Below are 22,109 nucleotides of genomic sequence, written 5' to 3' on the forward strand. Positions count from 1 at the left end.
TCCGTACAGCAATTATTCGGGAAAGATCGCGATCAGATCTCAGATCTCCCCGTCCCAGGCATCGATACCCTCGTGCGTATCCGGAGTTGGAATGCCATGCCCGAGCCCCCGTGCCCTCATTTCCTCGTTCACGAAATAGAACCGTGCTTTCTCACGCGGAGTCAGGCGATCACACCGGCGATACAACGAGCGGTACTCCTTGACGAGATCGCCGCTCGCCATACGGTAAACCGACAGCGGCACCGGCTCACCCGACATCTGATCGCATCCTCGGACTGCATGATCTGCCGCCCCGCGCTCGTCGCGACTTCGTCACTGGGCGTGCCGCCTTCGGTCAGCTTCGCTCATGCCACCCCACGTTCCATACAGCTCACCCGCACCGAGGGCGTACTCGCGGCACTGACCGAGCACAGGACAGGTCTGACATATCCGCCGCGCCAGCAGTTCCCGGCGGGATCGGGCATTGCCACGCTCGCCTTCCGGCGAAAAGAACACCGCCGCTTCGACCCCACCGCACGCGGCGTACTTCTGCCAACAACTCGGTTCGGCGGCAACCTCTTTCCCGGACTGCGCCGAGCGCACTGCGGATATCATCGGGAACTCCTCTCTCACTCGAGAACCTCGGATCACTGAAACCAGATCCGAAGCCAGGAGACGTATCTCAAAGCTTCTCTCTTGCAACGCCACTGACGATTAATCAGGCGACTTCCTACGGGTTCATGCCAGTATTAGAATCTGGCGTGGCCGCCAAGTGCGGCCGTGAAGGCCGTCGGCCGCGGAACGGTTGGCATCACCATTTGATCGCCCTGCCGAAGGTGCGCTCGAACCCACACGCCTGGTAGCCAATCGGGCGCTGAATGCGCGACAGATCGCCATCACATGCCATGCCGTCACCGCAGCACCCGCGGTCGAGCACCTAACCGGCCGCCTCCCGGGACCGGACGGACGTTCGGAGCGCCGAGGCGGGCAGACTGTCCGGCATTGGCGTACCGCAGAAGCAAAGCGAGCACGAGGAAGGAGAGGACGAGGACAAGGGTGAGAACAATCGAACCCACGGCGGAGCTTCCTTTCCGAGACCACGAAAGAATCAGGTTCACTCAGAATCGATCACCGAACCGGCCGAGGGAAGAATCCGACCCAGATCTTCGCGATATCCATACAGCCGAGGTGCCGATCGCGGCTCGGTGGCCTAGTCGTTCACATCCTCTGGATATGCACGGGGACGCGGGTTGCGGCTTGCGGGGTCTGTCAACCGGCTGGATGCTCCTCACGCGTTCCGTTTCCCGGCGCTTTTTACCTAAGGGCCGAAACTCGCGAACGTGGGCGATGCGATTTCCGCACTCGATTCTTCAGCAGCGAGAACTCCAGTGAGGGACTCGATTACAGCCCTCAGATCTTCTGCCGTGAGCGAGTTCGGTTCACACGCCGAACCTCTGACACCAATCGTTCGCGTGGCCAGGCGGCGAGCAGAACTTGTCGATCGCCGATCGCTCCTTCGGCTCATCTCAGAACCTTTCGTCATCTTTCCTTCGATCGCCGGGTCGGGCGGGCCCTGAGCACTCTGGACGCACACAGCCCAGAGCCCGGCAAGGAGACCAGCGAGGGTGACATGGCCTTGCCTTGACGAACACCCGCCCGATTGTTTGCCCCCTCAAACGGAACGGGTGCCCCCGACCCGACGAAGGTTATTGCGCACTGTTTGTGTCCGAAAGGGTCGAAAGTCCCAGTTCCTTTGTGATGAGCAAGCTTTGACAGTGTCCGAAGTGTTCTGCCTTACAGCCGGTTCGGTGTGGGCACCAACACCGACATCGGTCCCAGCGATCACCGACAGCGCCCACTGCAAGCTCGATGGCGACGCTGCCGCGATGTTCGGGGTCCGACCCACCCAAATACACCGGGAATGCACCTATCTCACTAGGGCACTCGGAACAGACGTCTTCACACGAGATACCAGTCGCAGGCCACGCGAACTCACCCGACCGAACGAGACCCCCAACGACGCAGGAAAAAGCGAGAGCGGGCGGCCTGCATTTGTCTCAAATTTACGTTACTGCAGGTGCTGTTCTCAAAATCTCATGATGCCCGATATTGGTCTCATCACCAGGCGATGGCGGCAAGCAGCTATCCCCGCGCCATATCGACGAACTTCGAGAGGTGAAGCTGGTGCGCCACAGTGATTGTCGCGGTCGGGCCGTTACGGTGCTTACCCAGAATCAGGTCGGCTTCACCGCCACGCGGATCGTCTCGCTCGGTCGCGTCAGGGCGATACAGCAGGATCACCATGTCGGCGTCCTGCTCGAGCGATCCGGACTCACGAAGGTCGGCGACCTGGGGACGCTTGTCGGTTCGCTGCTCAGGACCACGGTTGAGCTGACAGATCGCGACAACCGGAACTTCGAGCTCCTTCGCCAAAAGCTTTAGGCTACGGGAGAATTCGGAGACTTCCTGCTGACGGGACTCGACCTTTTTACCTGAGCTCATCAGCTGGAGGTAGTCGATCACGATCAGGCGAATGTCATGTTTCTGCTTGAGCCGCCGCGCTTTTGCGCGAATTTCCATCATCGTGAGGTTGGGGGAGTCGTCGATGAAGAGCGGCGCCTCACTGATCTCACTCATACGACGCGCGAGTTTGGTCCAGTCGTCGTCGGTCATCTTGCCGGAACGCATGTCACCGAGCTTGATCTTTGCCTCTGCGGACAGCAGACGCATGACGATCTCGGTTTTACTCATTTCCAACGAGAACATGACGCTGGCCATGCCGTGCGTGATGGAGCAGGAACGCAAAAAATCCATTCCAAGGGTCGATTTGCCCACACCAGGTCTAGCCGCGACGATGATCATCTGACCTGCGTGAAGGCCGTTGGTGATCTCGTCGAGATCCTTGAATCCGGTGGGCACACCGAGGGAGATTCCGCCGCGGCTGGCGATGGAGTCGATCTCGTCCATCGTGGGCTGGAGGAGCTCGGTGAGGGGTACGAAGTCCTCGGTGGTCCGACGCTCGGTGACCTCGAAGATCTCGGCCTGCGCGCGGTCGACAACCTCGGCCACGTCCTGGCCCTCGGTGCCGGCGTAGCCGTACTGGACGATGCGCGTACCGGCGTCCACGAGACGACGCAGCACGGACTTCTCCGCCACGATCTCGGCATAGAAGGCGGCGTTGGCCGCAGTGGGCACTGTCTGGGTCAGCGTCACCAGATAGGCCGCACCGCCGATACGGCGGAGCTCACCTCGACGGTCGAGCTCGGCGGAGACCGTCACCGGGTCGGCGGGCTCGCCGCGGCTGTAGAGGTCCAGGATCACGTCGTAGACGGACTGGTGGGCGGGCCGGTAGAAGTCACCCGGACGCAGTACCTCGAGGACGTCGGCGATGGCGTCCTTGCTCAGCAGCATGCCGCCGAGCACCGACTGCTCGGCAGTCATGTCCTGTGGTGGCTGGCGTCCGAACTCCTGGTCGGGCTCGGCCTCGGGAGGGCCTGGGTAATCCGGCCCCGAGAAGTCGGAAGGTCCTCGATCATCTACAACAGCCACAAGCGAGACCTTCCCGTAAAACACTCGACGACACTGCCAGAAACCGCAGCGCCCTCATCATTTGTACCTGCACCCACCGACATCCCCTAGCCGCTGACGGCCGGTCTGTAGATAGACGCCGAGATGACGTTAGGGACTAGTAGGTCCGCATACAAACCGGACTGTGGATAAACCTGTGGATGCTTTGTGGAAACTCCCGCCCCACGGTGTGCACCGCCTGTGGAGCATTTGGGGACTACTTTGCATAGTTACTATAAAAGGCCAGGTAGATGGCTATCCACAATTTCACAGGCCTGTTGATGAAAATAGTTTTTCCACAGTCGGCGCGTCGGCGTGTCGGGCGTGTTGCCTCGCCCGATTCATCACTGATCACCGAAGGCGAACATCACAGTGTGAGAGTTATCCCCAGGTCCGATTCGGGACGCTGACAGTCGGCACACCGCACCCCGAAACAAAACGTCGGGCCCCGCACACCGAAGTGTGCGGGGCCCGACGAGACGAACAGTCGACTATGCGCCGACGACGTTCAGGTTGAACTTGGCAACCACATCGGGGTGCAGGTTCACGACCACGGCGTGCTTGCCCGTGTTCTTGATGTGAGCCTTCGGCAACACGATGGAGCGCTTGTCGACAACCGGTCCACCGGCAGCCTTGATCGCAGCAGCGACGTCAGCGACGGTAACCGAACCGAAGAGCTTGCCCGAGCCACCGGCGGTCTTGACCGTCAGTGTTACGGACTCGAGGCCCTCGATAGCTGCCTTGAGCTCCTTGGCGTGATCCAGGCCGCGCACAGCGCGCGCTTCCTGTGCACGACGGATGCCCTCGACCTGCTTCTCGGCGCCACGGGTGGCGACGATTGCCAGTCCGCGGGGGAGCAGGTAGTTACGGCCGTAGCCGTCCTTGACCTCCACGGTGTCGCCAGGCGCACCGAGGTTGTCCACGTCAGCGGTGAGGATGAGCTTCATGTTCTTTCCTCCCTTTCCTTAGCGAGCCACGGTGGCGTAAGGCAGCAGTGCTACCTCACGTGAGTTCTTGACGGCAATGGCAACGTCGCGCTGGTGCTGGACGCAATTGCCGGTGACACGGCGAGCACGGATCTTTCCGCGATCGCTGACGTACTTACGAAGCAACGTCGTGTCCTTGTAGTTGATCTGCGTGTTCTTCTCTTTGCAGAAGGTGCAGACCTTCTTCTTCATAACCTTGTCGCGCAAGGGCGGCTTCGGCATGTCTTTGCTCTTTTCTGGATGTTCCTGATCAGGTACGGATCAGAAGGGCGGTTCGTCGCTGCCCGCACCACCGAAGGAGCCCGAAGCCTGAGGCGCACTGCCCCAAGGATCGTCTCCACCCGAAGGTGCAGCACTCGGACGTCCGCCACCCGATCCGCCGGAGGAACCGCCGAAGTTGCCGCCTCCACCGCCGCCACCACGGTTGGCCTTGTTGACCTTTGCCGTGGCGTACTTCAGTGAAGGACCGATTTCATCGACTTCGAGCTCGACGACAGTTCGCTTTTCGCCCTCGCGAGTTTCGTACGAACGCTGCTTGAGCCGGCCGCTCACGATTACTCGTGAGCCACGGGTCAAGCTCTCCGCGACGTTCTCGGCTGCTTCGCGCCAGATGTTGCAACGCATGAACAGTGCATCGCCGTCTTTCCATTCATTGGAATTACGGTCGAAGGTGCGGGGCGTGGAAGCAACCGTGAAGTTTGCAACCGCGGCACCCGCCGGGGTGAAACGAAGTTCAGGATCAGCCGTCAGGTTTCCGATGACGGTGATGATGGTGTCGCCAGCCATGTGGTTCCTCCTGCATTGATGTAAGACCGTTGGGCGCGAGAGTAGAGCTCGCTACCGACAGTAATTACTTGTTGTGGCGCAGAACCTTCGTGCGCAGAACCGACTCGTTCAGACCGAGCTGACGATCGAGCTCAGCGACGGTGGCGGGAGTGGCGTTGATGTCGATCACCGCGTAGATACCTTCAGCATGCTTCAGGATCTCGTAGGCGAGACGACGCTTACCCCAGACATCGACCTTGTCGATCGTGCCGCCGTGCTGGCGCACAACATTGAGGAACGTATCCAGTGAAGGAGCGACAGTGCGCTCGTCCAGGCTGGGGTCAAGGATGACCATCAATTCGTAATGACGCATAAGACCTCATCACCTCCTGTGGACTAAGTGAAAACGGCCACGGACTATCCGTGGCAGGAGGGTCGTTGCGTCAGCAACCCTCGTAGGTTACACGAGGGGCCTTGACCAGGGAAATCGTCCCGCCCATCCGCGAAGACCGCCAGGTCGATACGCGACGCGTGGCGCAGACGTGTCACCCCGCGAGGCACTGCGCCCCCTAGGGTGAGAATCATGCGAACAGACCGCAAGACCCCGGCGTCGATCCTGGCGTTGGTCGTCGGATTGTGCGGGCTGACGATGGCGCTGGGCTATTTCAACAAGGCCAGATGCGGCGGTGCACCGTTCGCGCCCGACGGCCGAAGCCTGAACTTCGACGTCAACAAGAACATCGACGTCTGCTACTCCGACATTCAACTGCTCTGGCTCGGACGAGGCATCGATCAGCATCTGTTCCCCTTCGTCACCGGCGGCATAACGCCCGAAGGATTCCTGACCGGCGGAACCGTCGAATACCCGGTGCTCAGCGGAATTCTGATGTGGCTGGGCGGTATCGGCTCACACACCGACACTGATTTCCTTCTGCACTCGGCACTGATCCTGGCTCCTTTCGGACTGCTCACGGCGTGGATGCTCGGCAAGATGAGCGGCGCGTACGCGCTCGTGTGGTCGGCGACTCCGCCCCTGGTTCTGTACGCATTCCACAACTGGGAGCTCCCGGTGGTGGCCACCAGCGTCGGCGCGATCTTCCTGATGACGTTCGAGCGGATCCCACTGCGAACTCGCGCGGTTCTGGCGGCCGTCATCCTGGCGATCGGTTTCTGTTTGAAGCTGTACCCGGGAATGTTCGTCCTGCCGCTCATGGCCTACGTGCTCCTACGCGGCACCGAAGGCAAGCGTTTCGACGTTCGTGGAGCGCTGATGACGGCGGGAGCGGCGATCGTCACCGTCGTCCTCGTCAACCTTCCGTTCGCCCTCATCTCGTACGAAGGCTGGCGCGCGTCGTTCAGCTTCCAGGAGAAGCGAAGCGCAGACATCACCACCAACTCACTGTGGTTCTGGGGGCTGCGCCCGTTCTACGGTTTCGGGGTTCGCGAACTCAACGCCGACTACGACGCACTGGTGAGCATTCTGTCTCCGGTGATGATCCTGGCGTCGTTCGCGCTCGCGATGTATCTGGGTTGGCGACGCTACGTCCGCGACGGCTACTTTCCGTGGATTGCGGTCAGTGCCTCGATGCTGTGCGGATTCGTGTTGCTGCACAAGGTCAATTCACCGCAGTACACGCTGTGGATCCTGCCGTTCCTCGTCCTGTTCAAGATCCGGTGGTTCTGGATCGTCGCCTATCTGATCGTCGACGCGGCGTTGGGCATCGGCATCTTCCGGTACTTCTACCAACTGGACATGAATCTCGATCCGAGCAAGTACGAAGCCGTCGTCCAGGCGAGCGTGTGGGGCCACGTCATCCTGCTCGCCGTGTTCTTCGTCCTGTTCCTACGAGTCCCGCTGCGGTATCCGCTTGCCGGCGGGACCGATCAGATTGCCAACTCCGACAACAACCTTCCGACACACTCACGGGAGCACGCCTGATGACTGCCTCATGGTTCGAATCACCGACGCTGACCGGTGATCGTGTCCGACTCGAACCCCTGGGCGTCGCGCACACCGACGCTCTGCTCGCGGCTGCCGACGACCCGGCCATCTTTCGTTGGACCGCGTCGCCCATCACCGATCGGGACCAGGCACGGAAGTACATCGCTGCAGCCACCGACGACCCCAATCGGATCGCCTTCGCGCAGGTGAACATCGCGACGAACGCCGTGGTCGGTACCACGTCGATGTACCAGATCGACCCGGTAAACCGCAGTCTTGCAATCGGATACACGTGGTTGTCGCGATCGGTTCAGGGAACCGGGATCAATCCCGAATCGAAACTGCTCCTGCTTCGTCACGCCTTCGACCAGCTCGAAGCCGTACGCGTCGAGTGGCACACGGACGAGTTCAACAAACAGTCCAGGGCAGCGATCGCAAAGCTCGGCGCTCAGTTCGAGGGCCTGCTGCGCAAGCACCGACGCCGCGCCGACGGCAGTTGGCGGACAACAGCGCTGTTCGCGATGACCGACGACGATTGGCCGGCCATCGCGCCTCAGCTGGAGACACGTACCCGAAACTAGCCATCACCTGCACTCTTCGGCGAAGTCCATGCCAAGATTCACCTCATGAGCGATCAGGGTGGGTACGGGTACCAGGGCAATCAGAATTGGCAACCGGCTCCGTACGGGCAGCCCGATCCGTACGGCAGGCGGCCGACCAACACACTCGCGGTACTCGCTCTCGTCTTCGCGTTCCTCATCGCGCCGTTGGGGATCGTCTTCGGGCACATCGCACGCGGACAGATCAAACGGACGGGAGAGGAAGGCGACGGACTCGCCCTTGCCGGTCTGATCATCGGCTACATCTTCACCGCACTGGGCATCCTGGCCGTGATCGTGTGGATCGCGTTCTTCGGGCTGCTCGCGGCCGCTTTCGGCAACGCCGCCGATGAAGCGAGTTCGCGGAGTTTCACCTACACGACGCCGTACTCGTACTCCACGACCACGACTCGGGCGCCGAGCGCACCCACCACAGCGCCGAGAACGACGACACCCCCACGCGTCACAACCTCGATCGGTCCGGCGCCGACCGTCTCGGGCACCGACCGTCAGGGCTTCGTCTCCGGCGGACCCAGTTGCAACTCGACCAATCCTGCCGTCGCCATCGCCGTCACGACCGGATCACGAATCGTGATCTGCGAAACCGGAGTCGGCCGTTACTACTACAAGGGTCAGCGGCTGAGCGACGGCGCCACCATCGAACTCGACGATCCAACCCCCACCGGCAACGGATTCACCGTCACCAACAAGGACGTGACATACAAGCTCACCTCCGCCGGACTGGTCATCACCGGCAGCGGAGGCGAACTGGGTCGGGAAGCGGCGCTCGAGTTCTGGATGAACTGACCTGCGTCAGCCGGCGCACGGATCCTGGTAGGGAACACCGGGCAGGTAACGCTCCCACTCGGCTTCCGTGATGGGAGATCCTGCGGTGCGGCACAATCGATCAACGACGCTGTCGGGGTCGATTCCCCACAAGCGAACCGTCTTGTCCGACCCACTGCCCGCGATCATGTCACTCTCGCCGGCGAACTGCGCATCGTTGACGCGGCCCGGGTAGGCGGACAGCGTCGCAAATCGTGTTGACCGCGAGGGAGTCTCGATGTCCCAGAGCCACACGGTTCCGTCGCCGACACCCGCAGCGAGCCGATCACCGGCGCGGTTGAACGAGATCGAATAGATTGCGCCCTCGGGGCCGACAAGACGAGCGAGCTCCTCGGGTGCCGACGGTGTGCGTACGTCCCACATGGCGACACTGTGATCCGCACTTCCGGCGGCCAACAGGGTTCCGTCGGCACTGAAAGACACTGCTAGTGCGTAACTTTCGAATCCACCGACCGTCGCTGCCACGCGGGGCGACGCTGCGCTCGACACGTCCCACAGATCCACTTCGTTCTTGGCGTTCGCGATCGCGAGGATATCGGCACCCGGCTGAAATGCCATCATCTGCGGGTAAGAGCCGACATCGGTCGACGACAGCAGCTTCGGAGCCGACGGGTCGGAAACGTCGACCAACGCAATGCTGTTGTCGTCCTGCGAAGACACCGCCAGCAGATCTCCGGCGGGATTCAGTGCGACAACCGCCACGATGCCCTTCACGTACACCGCAGGTTCGCTGTAGATCCGTGGCGACGCCGGATCACTCAGGTCCCAAAGATATGCACCGCCGCCGCCGGTGCCGCTCACAGCCAGGTTCCCGTCTGCCGAGACCGCCGATGCTCCGGTGAAGGAGTCGGCCCCTTGCGGTTTCAGCTCCGGCATCATCGCGGGGCGATCGAGATCCTCGGTGTTCCACGCCAACATCGCGCCGCCCCTGGCGCCGACGCCGGCCACCAGACGCGAGCCGTCCGCGGCGAAGGGACCGGTGAAGATCGTGTCCCGAGGTCCCGCCCAGACCGGACCGGGCAGAGCCCACACGCGAGTGACGCCGTTCAGACCTCCGGTGATCAGGTTGCGGCCGTCGTCGCTGTAGTCGACGGTGGTCACCGCCCCACTGTCCGGAAGTGTTTCGATCAACGCCCCGGTTCGTGGGTCCCATACGCGCACGGAGTTGTCGGAACTTCCGGCAGCAAGGCGTGTTCCGTCTTTGCCGTAGTTGAGTTCGTTGACGTAACTGGAGAATCCCGTCAGTGCAGGAAGGGGAGTCGGGCGCGCCGGGTCGCTCATGTCCCACCGAACCACCTCCCTGCCAGTCGTTCCCGCAGCAAGCTCACGCCCGTCCGGGCTGAAGGCGACGCCGAGATAATGGACCGTGGTGCCGTTGGGCTCGGTCGCGAAGATCGGCGCCGATTCCTCACCCCACTTCGCGACGTCCCACACGCGCATTGTCGCTTGACGCCCGCCCGCCACGAGGAAGCGTCCGTCGGGGCTGAACGTCGCGGTGACGATGCCGTCAGCTGGATGCGGAAGAGCAGGCAAGGCAACGGCATTCGTGGAGCTGTCGATGTTCCATCGCAGGACGTCGGGCGTCGAGGTACCGGCAACCAGCTTGGTTCCGTCGGGGCTGAACTCCATGTCCTGCACGACTCGTTCACCGTCGACCGGAAGAGTTCCACGCACCGGGTTCCTCGGATCCGACACGTCCCACAGTGCAGCACCGCCCGCACCACCGGTGGCAAGCAACCGTCCGTCCGGGCTGTAGGCGACGGCAAAGAGGGCCGTGCCCTCCGAGACTCCGAGGAACTCCGCCTGCGGAACAGCTGAGGCCACACCGTCCACCATCGGATACAGTCTGACCTTCCCGTCCGAACCACCCACCGCCACAACAGTTCCGGCTGGGTTTATCCGCGCCTTCATCGCGCCGGGCGGTCCGATGATGCGGGTAGCCGAATGAACGCCGGATGCATCCAGCAATGCCGAGCGGGCTTCGGTCGTTTCGTTGACCGCAAATGCCGCCAGAGCGAGCTGCGACGCCAGCGACGGATCCCGTTCACGCATCCTTATCGACTCGGTGGCAACCTGCCGCGACATCGCCTCGTCGCGCGCGGTATCCGCCTGGACACGTTGACGGTTCGCTCCGATACCGGCGACGGTGGCAACCACCGCCAACACAAGAGCGATCACCGACGCTGCCGCCAACGCAGTCACGAGCCGTCGTAGCACGCGTGTACGTCGTCGATCGGCGAATTCCTGCTGATCACGATGCTCGATGCTCGCGGCGAGGTACTCCCGTTCGGTGGCGTTGAGGTCGGCGGAGCGGGTCTGGCTCGGCTCCAACGGGAGACCGAGTTCGCCCGAGTTCAGCCATTCTTCCGTCAGGTGAAGACGCGCGGGTCCGAGCAGCGCGCCAGGGTCGCGTCCACTGTCTTCCCACACCTGCGCCGCGTAGGTGAACCTGCGATGCACCGCCAGGCCGGCCCGGTCCGAGTCGATCCAATCGCGAAGCCGACTCCACGCGGACAGCAAGACCTCGTGCGAAACCTCGACGGTCTCCTCGTCGACGGTGAGAAGGCGTCGTAAGGCGAACCGGTCGATGACGGTGTTCACGTCGTCGACGTCGTCACCGAGGAAGAGTTCGGTGCGCGGTGCGCGCCGTCGCGTCTGCGTCACTTCGTCGACGTTGACCAATCGCAGGAAGATCCTGCGCGCCAACTGCTGCTGCCTCTCTGTGAGCTCGCCGTACACTTCCTCCGCGCTTTGCTGGACTGCTCCGGCAATCCCGTCGGTGGCGTAGTAATCCGAGACGGTCAGCGTCTTACGCGTCGACCGTTGCCAGGTCCCCAACAACGCGTGTGAGAGCAAGGGCAAAGCGCCGGGGTCGCTCGCCGCGCGCGAACCGCGTGGTGTCAGCTCGGAGATCAGAACCTGAACCAATTCGCTCTGCACGGTCATCCCGGCCTTGACCGCCGGCTCGACGATCACCTCGCGCAACTGCTCCTCGGTCAGCGGCCCGACCACCATCGGCGAGTCGTCGAGCAGCGGCACCAAAAGCGGTTCCTCCGCTGCGAGCCCGTAGAAGTCGGCACGCATGCCGATGACGGCAATGGTGTTCTCACCGAGTTCCGCGAGAGTCTGCAACATTTCCTCGCGTCGATCGCTGTCACACTGCGTCCACAGTTCCTCGAACTGGTCGAGGATCAGGACGGTTGATTCGGCGCCGATCGACGACGGAATTCCTCCCGTACCCGGCTGCAGGATTTGCACCTGCCAGCCGTCGAACCGTGGATCGTCGCCGGCGATCTTCGGGGCGAGCCCGGCCCGCAGCAACGACGACTTACCCGATCCGGAAGCGCCGATCACCATGAACTGACGGCGACCTTCACCTCGTATCGCCGACGCCACCCGTTCGGCCAAGTTGGCAGTGAGTTCGTCTCGACCGAAGAACCACTCGGCGTCCTCCTGCCGGAACGATTCGAGACCTCGATACGGAACGGTGGCGTCGCCGCGTCGTCTGGCCGTCAACTGCCTCACTCGTTGCACCGCACTGATCCAGCGCTGCCGCTCATCCTCGGAATCGACGCCGCACGCCTCGAGGAGCGCGAAAAACATCGGGGTACTCGCCGGCGTCGGCAGGTGTTGGCCGGCAAACCATCCGCTGACGGTTCCGTGCAAACCACCCGAACGCTCGACCGCTTCGCGAATCGTCAGTCCGGCTGCCTTCCGCAACGCCGTGAGCGCCTCAGCAAACTGTCCACGCGACTCGATCTTGGCGGGATCGACCTGACTGTGCCTACCGGCTTCCGCCTTCGAGTTCATAGCGACGCACTCTATCGGAGCAGGTAGGGGATTTGTCCGTTGTATGGACTCTGTATCGAGAGAGTTGCGCCCGTTCCACTGAGACGCCTCGATCGAAATACTCGTTCTCAGTCGCGCCCGAAGTCAGCAGCCCTTCTGCAAATACGGCAGTCGACGCCCATCCCCTCCGTCGAAAGGCGCTACTCGCATGTCTTCAATCGGCATTTCTTCGAAGATCGAGGCAAACGTGTCCCGAGTCGGCAACCCCAAGCACGGCAAGCACAAGCCGAAGCTGAGCGTCCGCGAGATCGAAGTACTTCTTGCCTGGCTTCGTTCGGACTCCAAGTCCGAGGTCGCCGAGACACTCGACCTCCGCGTCTGCACCGTCAACACACACATCACTCGGATCCGCACGAAGTACAGCGACGTCGGGCGGCCGGCCCCCACGAAGGCAGCGTTGTTCGCCCGCGCGGTCCAGGACGGGTACACCACCCTCGACGAATGGTGACCTCAGACCGTGACGGGTTCCGGTTCCTTCGCCTTGGACGGCTTCAGCCAACCCGGTAGCCAGGAGGGTTGTTTGTCCGGCGCCTGATCGAGAACACCGCCCGCGGGATCGTCGATGAACCCGTACCGCACGAGATCCTCCGACGGCCGGTAGATCTGCCGGAGCACCAGCGCGCACAGAACAAGTACCGCGATGTCGCGAATCACGACGGTGCCGGTGAACCACTGCTCGGGCAGCCCCTTGTTGGACACCCCGAGGTAGTACATCATTCGAGGAACCCAGACCAGGGCGTCGATGGTCATCCACGCGAGCAGAAGTCGGCGGTGCGGCAAGGCCAACACGGCCAGCGGCACGAGCCACAACGAATACTGTGGGCTCCACACCTTGTTGGTGATCAGGAAGCCCGCCACCAACAGGAAGCACAGCTGCGCAACCCGCGGACGACGCTGCGCCGTCAGGGCGACGTAACCGACACCAATGCAGACTGCCACGAACAGCAGCAGAGAAACGGCGTTGAGATTCGACGGCGACTCACCCTGTGCGAGAGGACCGTCGAGGCCCTTCCACGACGTGAACGACGCGATCACGTTGTAGAGGGAATCGGGATCGGCCCCGCGTTCGGAGTTGAGCCGGAAGAACTCGTACCAACCGTGGGGGTACAGCGCGGCGATCGGAAGGTTCACCGCAAGCCATGCCGCGACGGCGCTGAGAGCGGTCACCAGCCAGTCCCTCGTCTTGCCCGCGCGCAGACACAGGACGAAAAGCGGTCCGAGTAGGAGCAGCGGGTAGAGCTTCGCGGCTCCGCCCAGGCCGAGCAGGATTCCCGCGAGCACGGGCCGCTTGCGTGCCCACGCCAACAATCCGCCGGCCGCGAACGCCGTCGCCAGAGGATCGAAGTTCGTGAACACGTGCACGATCACCAGGGGCGAACAGGCGATCAGCGCGCCGTCCCACACCCGTCGTCCGGCCAGCAGGGTGCTCGCCCACACGGTGACCAGCCACGCCAATGCCAACCCGAACGCGACGACGTTGAAATAGAGCGCCACCTGAATCGCGCCCGGCAGCCAGGTGATCGAATCCCACGCCTTGGCGACCTTCATCGCCCCGTACTGATAGAGCCCCGAGATGACCGGATACTCCATGTACCGCATCTGGATCGAACCGTCGCCGCGTACTTCTTCCCACGACGTCTTGTACGGAAAAGCGCCCTGATCGAGGCGTTCGGCTCCGTAGAGCGGAACGGTGTCGGAGTAACACATCGCCACGTACTGACGGCTGCCACTCCAGTCGAGGCCGACCTGCCCGCTCTCGCCGACCGGAGCCTGCTGAATACAACCGGCCTTCGCGAACCAGCCGAAAGCCAAGAACACCACGGCGAGCAGAAGAATCACTCGCATCGGGGTGAAGAAGCGAGTGCGTCCGATCAGTGCGTGACGACCTACCGGACCGCCGACGGTTCCCGACAGCGCAGACACCATCGCGTCGTTGCGACTGGGAACGTCCCGCCAATCCGCCGAACGAAGATCTTCGGCCAGCGGAGCGGGGGAGGTCGGTTCGGCATCATCAGCATTCGCGGCCACTCCGCGAGGTTACCGTCTTTCGAACCGACCACCCTCCAACTACTGGCCGGGGCTCACACCTGCCGGTTCTTCCTCGGTGGTCTCGCCTGCCCCCGGTACCTGCGGCGCGGTTGTCGTCGGCCGGGAGATGCCAGGAATCGGGATCGTGATGCCCGGAAGAACCTCGACCTGCGTCGTCGTCACCACGGGCGGCGGAGTGGTTTCCGTCGTCGTCGGTGTGGTGGTCGGCGGCGCCGACGTCTTGGGCGGTGCAGGTGCCGTGTACTCCGGAACACCACCGGCTTGACCGTTGATCTTGCCGGGCGTCGGGAACTTCTCGTTGTCGGTGCCCTCGAGGGCGCCGTCCATCGTGTCCTTCCAGATGTCCGAAGGCAGACCCGAGCCGTAGATCATCGCGCCGCCCGAGTTGGTGATCGCCTCACCGTCGGGAGTTCCGACCCAGACCGCAGTCGAGAGTGACGGCGTGTAGCCGACCATCCACGCGTCCTTGTTGGCTCCGGTGTCACCGAGCTGCGCGGTACCCGTCTTCGACGCCGACAGACGTCCGCCGGCCAGGTTGTGACCGCGCGAATACGCCGCGATCGGCTGCATCGCGGCCGTCACGTTGTCCGCCACGGCGGCGTCGATGCGATCCTCACCCGCGGGTGCGCCACGGTCCAGCAGCACGGTGCCGTCGGCGGCAACGACCTTCTGCACGAAATGCGGTGCGTGATACGTGCCGGATGCGGCGAGCGTCGCGTACGACGACGCCATGTCGAGCACGCGGGCCTGGTACTGGCCGAGCACGATGCCGTTGTTGGGGCCGGAACCGTCAGCCTCGGTGAGCGACGGGCCGACGCCCGGGATGTCCTTCGGGATGCCTGCCTTGTGAGCGATGTCCGCGATTTCCTGCGGGCCGTTGCCGTCGAGGCTGAGCATCTGACGGTAGAAGCTGGTGTTCAGCGAACGCTTGAGCGCTTCGGCGATGGTGCAGGTGCCGCAGCTTTCACCTTCGACGTTGCCGATGGAGATGCCGTTGACGGTCAGCGGCGAGCTGTCGTACATCTGCGAGAGCGGGATTCCCTGATCCAGAGCAGCCGCGAGGCCGAACACCTTGAACGAGGAACCGGTCTGAAGTCCGGCATTCGCGAAGTCGTATCCCGCACCGTCTTCACCGCCGTAGTACGCCTTGACGGCTCCGGTCTTCGGGTCGACCGAGACAACTGCGGTGCGCAGGTTCTCCGGCTCACCTTCCATGTTGGAACGCGCGGCCTCGACTGCTGCGGCCTGAGCCTGCGGGTCGATGGTCGTGGTGATCTGCAAGCCCTCGGTGTTGAGCAACTGCTCGCTGATTCCGGCGTCGCCGATCTCCTTGAGCACCTGACGCTTGATCAGTCCTTCGGGTCCGGTCGAACCTTGACTGCTGTTGTCGACCTGAGCGAGCGGGACGTAGGCGGGGTACTGCATCGGCGTGCGCGCGGCCTGATCCAGCGTGCCGGCGGACACCATGCCGTCGAGCACGTAATCCCAACGGGACTTGGCACCGGTCGGGTTGGTCTCGGGATCGAGGAGCGACGGAAGCTGAATCGACGACGCCAGGACGGCGCCTTCTTCGATGGACAGCTGGTCGACGGGCTTACCGAAGTACGCCTTGGAAGCGGCTTCGATACCGTACGCACCACGACCGAAGTAAATGGTGTTCAGGTATGCGGCAAGAATGTCGTCCTTGGACCACTCGTTGGCCATCTTCGAAGAGAGAACGAGTTCCTTCATCTTTCGCGTCAGCGAACGCTCCGAGCCGACGAGCGCCGTCTTCACGTATTGCTGCGTGATGGTCGAGCCACCACCGGCGCTGTCGCGACCGAGGACGTTGTCTCGGGCTGCGCGCGCGAAACCGGAGATCGAGAAGCCCGGGTTCGAGTAGAAATCGCGGTCCTCCGCGGCCAGAACGGCGTTACGAACGTGCATCGGCACCTGATCGAGTGAGACCTCGACGCGGTTACCTTCGTCCGGCGGGACGACGGTAGCGATCACGGTGCTTCCGTCGGCGGCGAAGACCGTCGCCACCTGATTGGTCTTTTGGTCACCGGGCTTGGGGACGTCCTGCACGATGTACGCGGCCATGAAGGCAAGGACGGGCAGAACAAGACCGAGCGCCACCAAGACGTAGGCCGAGCGGCGAACTGTGCGCCACTTGGACTTCTTCTTCACGGTGCTCTTCTTTCCCTTCGGAGGTTGTCCGTCATCGCCACCGCCACCGGAGCCACCTGTCGGCGGCTTCGTCGGCGGAGGACCGACCGGCGGGCGGGTGCCCGCATTGGTTCGGGTGGTCGCTGCTGCTGCCGCGACGCGCTGGGTCGGTTCGTTGGCCTGAGCGCCTGCGGCTCGATCTCGAGGCGGCGGGCCGGCAGGTCGGGCTTGCGGGGGACGACCCTGAGGCGGGGGACCGGCGGGGCGGCCCTGAGGAGGCGGCCCCGAAGGTCGGGCTTGCGGGGGACGACCCTGAGGCGGGGGGCCCATCGGACGTCCTTGCGGCGGACGACCCTGAGGGGGCGGACCCATCGGAGGACGTCCCTGCGGTGGTGGACCCATGGGACGTCCCTGCGGCGGACGACCCTGAGGAGGTCCGGCGGGACGGTTGGGACCGACGGGACGGCCACCCGGGTTGTTGCCGCCCGGGTTGTTGTTGCTGGGGGAACTCACGAATCAAATCTCCAGTGGTCACGGACCGATCACGTGCAGACTTCGATCGGGCCCTTCTTCGGGTGTGGCGTTACTCGCTGGCGGTGCGCCGGCTTGGTGGGCGTGCTCGCCGCGGTCGCGGCGGCGCAGGTACTGCGCCGAGCACATAGGACTGCACCAAGTGGTTCCAACTGCAGGTACGGCACACCTCTACAACGTGCACCGTGAACTCCTCTGCTGTTTCCGCAAGCCGAGCGAGCTCGTCCGAGGTTCGGGCCGATCCCGAAACCTGACCGAGCTTGTCGCCGAACACCCAGGACACGAGCGTCAACTGTTCCTTGCGGCAAATAGGGCAGACGACGTCGCTGCCCCGGCCGTGGAACTTCGCGGCTCTGAGTAGGTACGGATCCGCGTCACACACTTGCTTGACGTCGGTCCTACCCGCAGACACTTCGGCCAGCACAGACCGACGCGCGAGCGCGTAGTCCACAACTTGCCGCTGTATCCGCACCTGACCAGCGTACGTGCGTCCGCTCCGCGACGGACGGTTCGGGAGGGTCACGATGAACACATTTCGGGGGCTGGAGGCATGGCGACCAGCCATTACGATCACTTCCTGTGAAGTCTTCCCGTTCTCCGATGACGCGCGCTCGTGATCTTGATCGCGTCGAAACGTGCAATGTGTTGGACGCCGCGTACGCCGAAGGGCAGTTGAGCGCGGACGACTACTTCGAACGGACCGAGAAGGCGAGGTCCGCGAAGACCCTGCTCGCACTCGCACGCCTGGTCAACGATCTGCAGGTGCCGAAGATCGCGACCAAAACGGTGCCTCGGACGTCGACGGCACGAAAGGCCGTGTTCATCGGCGGCGCTGCTCTGATCGTCGTCGGCGCGGTCGCCGCTGTGGCGTGGAGTCGCTCACCGTTGACGCCCTCGGAAGACATCACCGCCAGTTATGCCAGCAGCACCTCCCTCGCCCCACCGTTGGCGACCACCACCCCGGTGCCGGAACCGACCGTCGAACCGATCCTGATCGCACACATCGACACTTTGACTCCCGAGGGTATCGGCGCATTTATCGAGAGGTATCGCGACGAGTTCGGCGACATGTTCATCGATGACGCCAGCTTCCACGGCGACTACTCCCTGGTGAGCCGGGCGGCCTCCGACACTCCTGCTCTCACCGAGTCCATCAGTTTTCGCGACGGTTTCGAGCGGAAAGTAACGTCCATTCCGCGGCGAACGGGCCAGCCGACCTTCGATCTCGGTTCCATCCAGATCGACAAACTCGCGCCGTTCATGGAAAACATCGCCGAATACGTCAAGGTGCCGGACGCCACGATCACGCACTTGATCGTGGACGCGAACTACGGCGTCCCGGAGATCGCGATCTATGCCGAGAACGACCGCAGCGAGGGTGGCCGTATCGAGGTCACGCCGTGGGGCGAGATCTCTCGTTCCTACCCGTACGGGAGCTAGGGTGAGCCGGTGAGTGGGTCCCCGACTACTACCTCTACGCGCACCCGTGCGCGCGACGTCGACCGTTCCGATACCTGCGCCGTTCTCGATACGGCTCTGTCCGACGGACAGATCACGGTCGACGAGCACGCGAACCGGACGGCTGCGGCCATGACCGCGACCACCCTCGGCCAGCTCGATCTACTGGTCCGCGATCTGCAGAAAGCGACGCTGCGGAACGCCGTCGCGAAAGTTCGTCGTATCGACAAGATCTGGTACCTCGCGGCCGCGTCGGCTGTCTTCGCAACCCTGATCGGGTTCCTCACCTTGTCCGCCGACGATTCACCCTCACCGCCTCCACCGGCGGCAGCCGAACCGGTCGGACCGCTTGCCCCCATTGTTAGTTCGACGCTGAACACGCTCACCGCAAGCGGGATCGGGGAATTCATCATCAGATACAGCGCCAAGTACGGCACGACGACAATCGATTCCGTCAACTTCTACGACGGCTATGCAAGCGTTACTCGCGCCGCCACTATCTCGCCGAATCTGGAGGAAGACATCGACTTTCGAGGCGGCTTCACACCACGCGACAGCACCTCGACTCGAGCAGCCAGCACTGTCACCTTCGACCTCGCTGCCGTCGACATCGACAAACTCGCCGGGTATCTGGCGGGAGCGTCCGCAAATCTCAACGTCCCCGAAGCCAAGGTCACACACATCAGCATGAGCTCATCGGGTCAGGATCCACGCGTTTCCATCTACGTGAGCAACGACCTCGGCGCGAGCGGCTCGATGGAGTTGAGCCCGGATGGCCGCCCGATCCGCTTGTCTCCCTTCACTCCTCGATAGGCCCCGGACATGCCGAACGATCTGACCAGGACCACCCGCGCTCGCAATGCCGATCGCGAGGCCACCTGCGCCGTGCTGGACTCCGCCTTCGCCGACGGGCAACTCACGGCGACCGAGCACGACGAATTGACCGAACTCGCCTCGGTGGCAGTCACTCTCGGCGATCTCGAAGACTTGACGTCGGATCTGCAGACCGAGGCGTCTCTGCCCATCCTGCGGAAGGAACCTTCGCTCGACAGCCGTTGGATCGCCCTTGCGATCATCGCTCTGTCACTGGTGTCGGCAATCGGCTTCGGAATCAAATATGTGGCGTCGGACGTCACGATCTTCTCAAGCCCCGAGCCACAGCTGCACACCGTCGACGGCCTGGGGGCGATGTTCCGTGCCATCGAAACGGAGTACGGCAGCGGACTGGTCGACGAGATGACCATCTATCCCACTTATGCACGCATAACGCGCGCCGATCCTGCCGCACCGCGCAAGGCCCTCGACAGCTACTACCGAGGCGACCTCGAGGACACGACTTCGGGAGGATCGCGCGAACTCGACGTGGCACAGATCGACGTCACACAGCTCGATCCTCGCATCGTGATCGCCCTGCTCGACGGCGCCGGAACCACGACGTCGGTGCAGAATCCGACCACACGATACGTCTCTGTCGAGAGCACCGACACCGTGCCGACCATCGAGATTCACGTCGGCAACGACCTCGAAGAGAGCGGGTACCTGACAGCCGGCCTCGACGGGGAAATCATGTCGATCTACCCGTTCACCCCCTGATCTAGCCGTGACACCTTGGTACACGTATCGGGCCGCAGTGTGGTTTTATATATCGGCGCGATATAGTTGGTTATCGCATCAGGCGGTTAGGTTCAACGACTCGGGAGGTTTGTCAGTTGCTCGAACTCGCAATCCTCGGGCTGCTCCTCGAGTCACCGATGCACGGATACGAGCTGCGTAAGCGGCTCACTGGTCTGCTCGGCGCATTCCGCGCGTTCTCGTACGGATCGCTGTACCCGGCACTGCGGCGCATGCAAGCCGACGGATTGATCTCGGAAGACGTCGACACTGCCACCGGCACTCTCAAGCGTCGGGCGCGTCGCGTCTACCAGCTCACTCCGGAAGGTCGGCAACGGTTCACCGAACTGGTCGCCGACACCGGGCCGCAGAACTACACCGACGACGGTTTCGGCGTTCACCTCGCCTTCTTCAGCCGCACCCCCGCAGAAGCGCGGATGCGGATCCTCGAAGGCAGGCGACGCCAGGTCGAGGAGCGCCGTGAGGGGCTCCGCGAGGCCGTCGGTCGGGCCAGCGGATCGCTGGACCGCTATACCCGTCAGCTCCATCAGCTCGGACTCGAATCGAGTGAACGCGAAGTGCGTTGGCTCAACGAATTGATCGCAGCCGAGCAATCGACAACAGGAACATCCCGGAAAGAAGGAGAACCCGACCATGGGTGAGAACAGCACCGCGGTGCGCGTAGCCATTGTGGGCGTGGGTAACTGCGCCTCGTCCCTGGTTCAGGGCGTCCACTACTACAAGGATGCCGACGAGACCCAGACGGTCCCCGGCCTCATGCACGTCAAGTTCGGTAAGTACCACGTCCGCGACGTGCAGTTCGTCGCTGCGTTCGACGTCGACGCCAAGAAGGTCGGCTTCGACCTCTCCGAGGCGATCCTCGCGAGCGAGAACAACACCATCAAGATCGCCGACGTCCCGCCCCTGGACGTTCCCGTTCAGCGTGGCCCGACCCTCGACGGCATCGGCAAGTACTACGCCGAGACCATCGAGCTGTCCGACGCCGAGCCCGTCGACGTCGTCAAGGCACTCAAGGACGCTCAGGTCGACGTCCTCGTCTCCTACCTGCCCGTCGGTTCCGACGACGCTGACAAGTTCTACGCACAGTGCGCGATCGACGCGGGCGTTGCATTCGTCAACGCCCTGCCCGTCTTCATCGCTTCCGATCCGGAGTGGGCTGCCAAGTTCAAGGACGCCGGCGTCCCGATCGTCGGCGACGACATCAAGAGCCAGGTCGGCGCCACCATCACCCACCGCGTGATGGCGAAACTGTTCGAAGACCGCGGCGTCGTGCTGGACCGCACCTACCAGCTCAACGTCGGTGGAAACATGGACTTCAAGAACATGCTCGAGCGTGATCGCCTGGAGTCCAAGAAGGTTTCCAAGACCCAGGCCGTGACGTCCAACCTGACCGGCGCACTTGCCGGCAAGGTTCACGACCGCAACGTCCACATCGGTCCCTCGGACTACGTGGAGTGGCTCGACGACCGCAAGTGGGCATACGTCCGCCTCGAAGGCCGCGCCTTCGGTGACGCTCCCCTGAACCTGGAGTACAAGCTCGAGGTCTGGGATTCGCCCAACTCTGCCGGCATCATCATCGACGCCGTCCGCGCCGCCAAGATCGCCAAGGACCGCGGCATCGGTGGACCGGTTTACCCGGCTTCCGCTTACCTGATGAAGTCCCCGCCGGTCCAGATGGCCGACGACAAAGCTCGCATCGAGCTCGAAGCGTTCATCATCGGAGCCGACGAGGCCTGATTTAGGTTCACGCTGATTCGG

General features: G+C 63.1%; 21 protein-coding genes. 9 read left to right on the forward strand and 12 right to left on the reverse strand.

Going from position 1 to position 22,109, the window contains the following annotated elements; genetic code table 11:
* Window positions 1–39 precede the first annotated feature (39 nt).
* The 8 genes from DBV08_RS09335 to rpsF all read right to left on the reverse strand — a co-directional run bounded on the left by DBV08_RS09335 (window position 40) and on the right by rpsF (window position 5,670).
* Window positions 40–258 carry a hypothetical protein gene (locus tag DBV08_RS09335; protein ID WP_095971685.1) on the reverse strand — a complete coding sequence of 73 codons (219 nt, stop codon included), beginning with the start codon at window positions 256–258 and terminating at the stop codon, window positions 40–42.
* Between the two features lie 54 nt (window positions 259–312).
* Window positions 313–594 (reverse strand): WhiB family transcriptional regulator, encoded by a 282-nt coding sequence (locus DBV08_RS09340; RefSeq protein WP_095971778.1) that lies wholly within the window; start codon window positions 592–594, stop codon window positions 313–315.
* A gap of 296 nt (window positions 595–890) precedes the next feature.
* The gene (locus tag DBV08_RS32270; protein WP_166810005.1) at window positions 891–1,055 is read right to left on the reverse strand and encodes a hypothetical protein; all 165 of its coding nucleotides are present in this window, start codon (window positions 1,053–1,055) and stop codon (window positions 891–893) included.
* 1,066 nt (window positions 1,056–2,121) lie between these two features.
* Entirely contained in the window at window positions 2,122–3,528 is a 1,407-nt protein-coding gene (gene dnaB / locus DBV08_RS09345; protein ID WP_019746049.1) for a replicative DNA helicase, read from the reverse strand.
* Window positions 3,529–4,037: 509 nt separating this feature from the next.
* On the reverse strand, window positions 4,038–4,493 hold the full coding sequence (gene rplI, locus DBV08_RS09350; protein ID WP_007735531.1) for a 50S ribosomal protein L9: 456 nt from the start codon (window positions 4,491–4,493) through the stop codon (window positions 4,038–4,040).
* Between the two features lie 18 nt (window positions 4,494–4,511).
* Window positions 4,512–4,754, reverse strand: a complete 243-nt coding sequence (gene rpsR, locus DBV08_RS09355) for a 30S ribosomal protein S18 (RefSeq protein WP_003941245.1) — start codon at window positions 4,752–4,754, stop codon at window positions 4,512–4,514.
* Window positions 4,755–4,793: 39 nt separating this feature from the next.
* On the reverse strand, window positions 4,794–5,318 hold the full coding sequence (locus DBV08_RS09360; protein WP_003941248.1) for a single-stranded DNA-binding protein: 525 nt from the start codon (window positions 5,316–5,318) through the stop codon (window positions 4,794–4,796).
* A 64-nt stretch (window positions 5,319–5,382) separates the two neighbouring features.
* Window positions 5,383–5,670, reverse strand: coding sequence for a 30S ribosomal protein S6 (gene rpsF, locus DBV08_RS09365; protein WP_003941237.1), 288 nt, complete (start codon window positions 5,668–5,670; stop codon window positions 5,383–5,385).
* Window positions 5,671–5,880: 210 nt separating this feature from the next.
* Between rpsF and DBV08_RS09375 the strand changes: the two genes are divergently transcribed.
* From DBV08_RS09375 to DBV08_RS09385, 3 genes are read left to right on the forward strand one after another with little or no spacing between them, the layout of a single operon-like run.
* Window positions 5,881–7,236, forward strand: coding sequence for a glycosyltransferase family 87 protein (locus tag DBV08_RS09375; protein WP_124567267.1), 1,356 nt, complete (start codon window positions 5,881–5,883; stop codon window positions 7,234–7,236).
* Window positions 7,236–7,820 (forward strand): GNAT family N-acetyltransferase, encoded by a 585-nt coding sequence (locus DBV08_RS09380; protein ID WP_124567268.1) that lies wholly within the window; start codon window positions 7,236–7,238, stop codon window positions 7,818–7,820. Before DBV08_RS09375 ends, DBV08_RS09380 begins: the two co-directional genes overlap by 1 nt.
* Window positions 7,821–7,865: 45 nt before the next feature.
* Window positions 7,866–8,645: a DUF4190 domain-containing protein gene (locus DBV08_RS09385; RefSeq protein WP_124567269.1), complete on the forward strand. Its 780-nt coding sequence runs from the start codon at window positions 7,866–7,868 to the stop codon at window positions 8,643–8,645.
* 6 nt (window positions 8,646–8,651) lie between these two features.
* Here DBV08_RS09385 and DBV08_RS09390 read toward each other — a convergent pair whose 3' ends face one another.
* The gene (locus tag DBV08_RS09390; protein ID WP_124567270.1) at window positions 8,652–12,494 is read right to left on the reverse strand and encodes a helix-turn-helix domain-containing protein; all 3,843 of its coding nucleotides are present in this window, start codon (window positions 12,492–12,494) and stop codon (window positions 8,652–8,654) included.
* A 187-nt stretch (window positions 12,495–12,681) separates the two neighbouring features.
* Here DBV08_RS09390 and DBV08_RS09395 point away from each other — a divergent pair, with 187 nt between their 5' ends.
* A complete protein-coding gene (locus tag DBV08_RS09395; protein WP_047888681.1) occupies window positions 12,682–12,981 on the forward strand; it encodes a LuxR C-terminal-related transcriptional regulator in 300 nt (99 codons plus the stop codon).
* A 2-nt stretch (window positions 12,982–12,983) separates the two neighbouring features.
* Here the strand turns inward: DBV08_RS09395 and DBV08_RS09400 are convergent, their stop codons facing one another.
* The 3 genes from DBV08_RS09400 to DBV08_RS09410 all read right to left on the reverse strand — a co-directional run bounded on the left by DBV08_RS09400 (window position 12,984) and on the right by DBV08_RS09410 (window position 17,733).
* Window positions 12,984–14,561 (reverse strand): glycosyltransferase family 87 protein, encoded by a 1,578-nt coding sequence (locus DBV08_RS09400; protein WP_095971670.1) that lies wholly within the window; start codon window positions 14,559–14,561, stop codon window positions 12,984–12,986.
* Between the two features lie 39 nt (window positions 14,562–14,600).
* Window positions 14,601–16,751, reverse strand: a complete 2,151-nt coding sequence (locus DBV08_RS09405; protein WP_124567301.1) for a transglycosylase domain-containing protein — start codon at window positions 16,749–16,751, stop codon at window positions 14,601–14,603.
* A gap of 562 nt (window positions 16,752–17,313) precedes the next feature.
* The gene (locus tag DBV08_RS09410; protein ID WP_042448217.1) at window positions 17,314–17,733 is read right to left on the reverse strand and encodes a DUF5318 family protein; all 420 of its coding nucleotides are present in this window, start codon (window positions 17,731–17,733) and stop codon (window positions 17,314–17,316) included.
* Window positions 17,734–17,861: 128 nt separating this feature from the next.
* On the opposite strand from DBV08_RS09410, the gene DBV08_RS09415 reads away from it, so the two are divergent.
* From DBV08_RS09415 to DBV08_RS09435, 5 genes are all read left to right on the forward strand, one after another.
* On the forward strand, window positions 17,862–18,701 hold the full coding sequence (locus DBV08_RS09415) for a DUF1707 domain-containing protein (RefSeq protein WP_095971669.1): 840 nt from the start codon (window positions 17,862–17,864) through the stop codon (window positions 18,699–18,701).
* 9 nt (window positions 18,702–18,710) lie between these two features.
* Complete coding sequence (locus DBV08_RS09420; RefSeq protein WP_124567271.1) at window positions 18,711–19,532, forward strand: DUF1707 domain-containing protein; 822 nt, start codon at window positions 18,711–18,713, stop codon at window positions 19,530–19,532.
* Between the two features lie 9 nt (window positions 19,533–19,541).
* On the forward strand, window positions 19,542–20,312 hold the full coding sequence (locus DBV08_RS09425; RefSeq protein ID WP_124567272.1) for a DUF1707 domain-containing protein: 771 nt from the start codon (window positions 19,542–19,544) through the stop codon (window positions 20,310–20,312).
* A gap of 116 nt (window positions 20,313–20,428) precedes the next feature.
* On the forward strand, window positions 20,429–20,992 hold the full coding sequence (locus DBV08_RS09430; RefSeq protein ID WP_003946014.1) for a PadR family transcriptional regulator: 564 nt from the start codon (window positions 20,429–20,431) through the stop codon (window positions 20,990–20,992).
* A complete protein-coding gene (locus tag DBV08_RS09435; protein ID WP_003945979.1) occupies window positions 20,985–22,088 on the forward strand; it encodes an inositol-3-phosphate synthase in 1,104 nt (367 codons plus the stop codon). Before DBV08_RS09430 ends, DBV08_RS09435 begins: the two co-directional genes overlap by 8 nt.
* The last annotated feature ends 21 nt before the right edge of the window (window positions 22,089–22,109 follow it).

The sequence above is a fragment of the Rhodococcus sp. KBW08 genome (assembly GCF_003852455.1).
Classification (GTDB): domain Bacteria; phylum Actinomycetota; class Actinomycetes; order Mycobacteriales; family Mycobacteriaceae; genus Rhodococcus_F; species Rhodococcus_F baikonurensis.

Excerpts from the sequence above, each read along its gene's own strand:
- rplI (WP_007735531.1), bottom strand. The coding sequence starts at position 4,493 with ATGAAGCTCATCCTCACCGCTGACGTGGACAACCTCGGTGCGCCTGGC.
- DBV08_RS09415 (WP_095971669.1), top strand. The coding sequence starts at position 17,862 with ATGACGCGCGCTCGTGATCTTGATCGCGTCGAAACGTGCAATGTGTTG.
- DBV08_RS09425 (WP_124567272.1), top strand. The coding sequence starts at position 19,542 with ATGCCGAACGATCTGACCAGGACCACCCGCGCTCGCAATGCCGATCGC.
- rpsR (WP_003941245.1), bottom strand. The coding sequence starts at position 4,754 with ATGCCGAAGCCGCCCTTGCGCGACAAGGTTATGAAGAAGAAGGTCTGC.
- DBV08_RS09385 (WP_124567269.1), top strand. The coding sequence starts at position 7,866 with ATGAGCGATCAGGGTGGGTACGGGTACCAGGGCAATCAGAATTGGCAA.
- DBV08_RS09340 (WP_095971778.1), bottom strand. The coding sequence starts at position 594 with ATGATATCCGCAGTGCGCTCGGCGCAGTCCGGGAAAGAGGTTGCCGCC.
- DBV08_RS09335 (WP_095971685.1), bottom strand. The coding sequence starts at position 258 with ATGTCGGGTGAGCCGGTGCCGCTGTCGGTTTACCGTATGGCGAGCGGC.
- DBV08_RS09380 (WP_124567268.1), top strand. The coding sequence starts at position 7,236 with ATGACTGCCTCATGGTTCGAATCACCGACGCTGACCGGTGATCGTGTC.
- DBV08_RS09435 (WP_003945979.1), top strand. The coding sequence starts at position 20,985 with ATGGGTGAGAACAGCACCGCGGTGCGCGTAGCCATTGTGGGCGTGGGT.
- DBV08_RS09360 (WP_003941248.1), bottom strand. The coding sequence starts at position 5,318 with ATGGCTGGCGACACCATCATCACCGTCATCGGAAACCTGACGGCTGAT.
- rpsF (WP_003941237.1), bottom strand. The coding sequence starts at position 5,670 with ATGCGTCATTACGAATTGATGGTCATCCTTGACCCCAGCCTGGACGAG.
- DBV08_RS09375 (WP_124567267.1), top strand. The coding sequence starts at position 5,881 with ATGCGAACAGACCGCAAGACCCCGGCGTCGATCCTGGCGTTGGTCGTC.
- DBV08_RS09390 (WP_124567270.1), bottom strand. The coding sequence starts at position 12,494 with ATGAACTCGAAGGCGGAAGCCGGTAGGCACAGTCAGGTCGATCCCGCC.
- DBV08_RS09395 (WP_047888681.1), top strand. The coding sequence starts at position 12,682 with ATGTCTTCAATCGGCATTTCTTCGAAGATCGAGGCAAACGTGTCCCGA.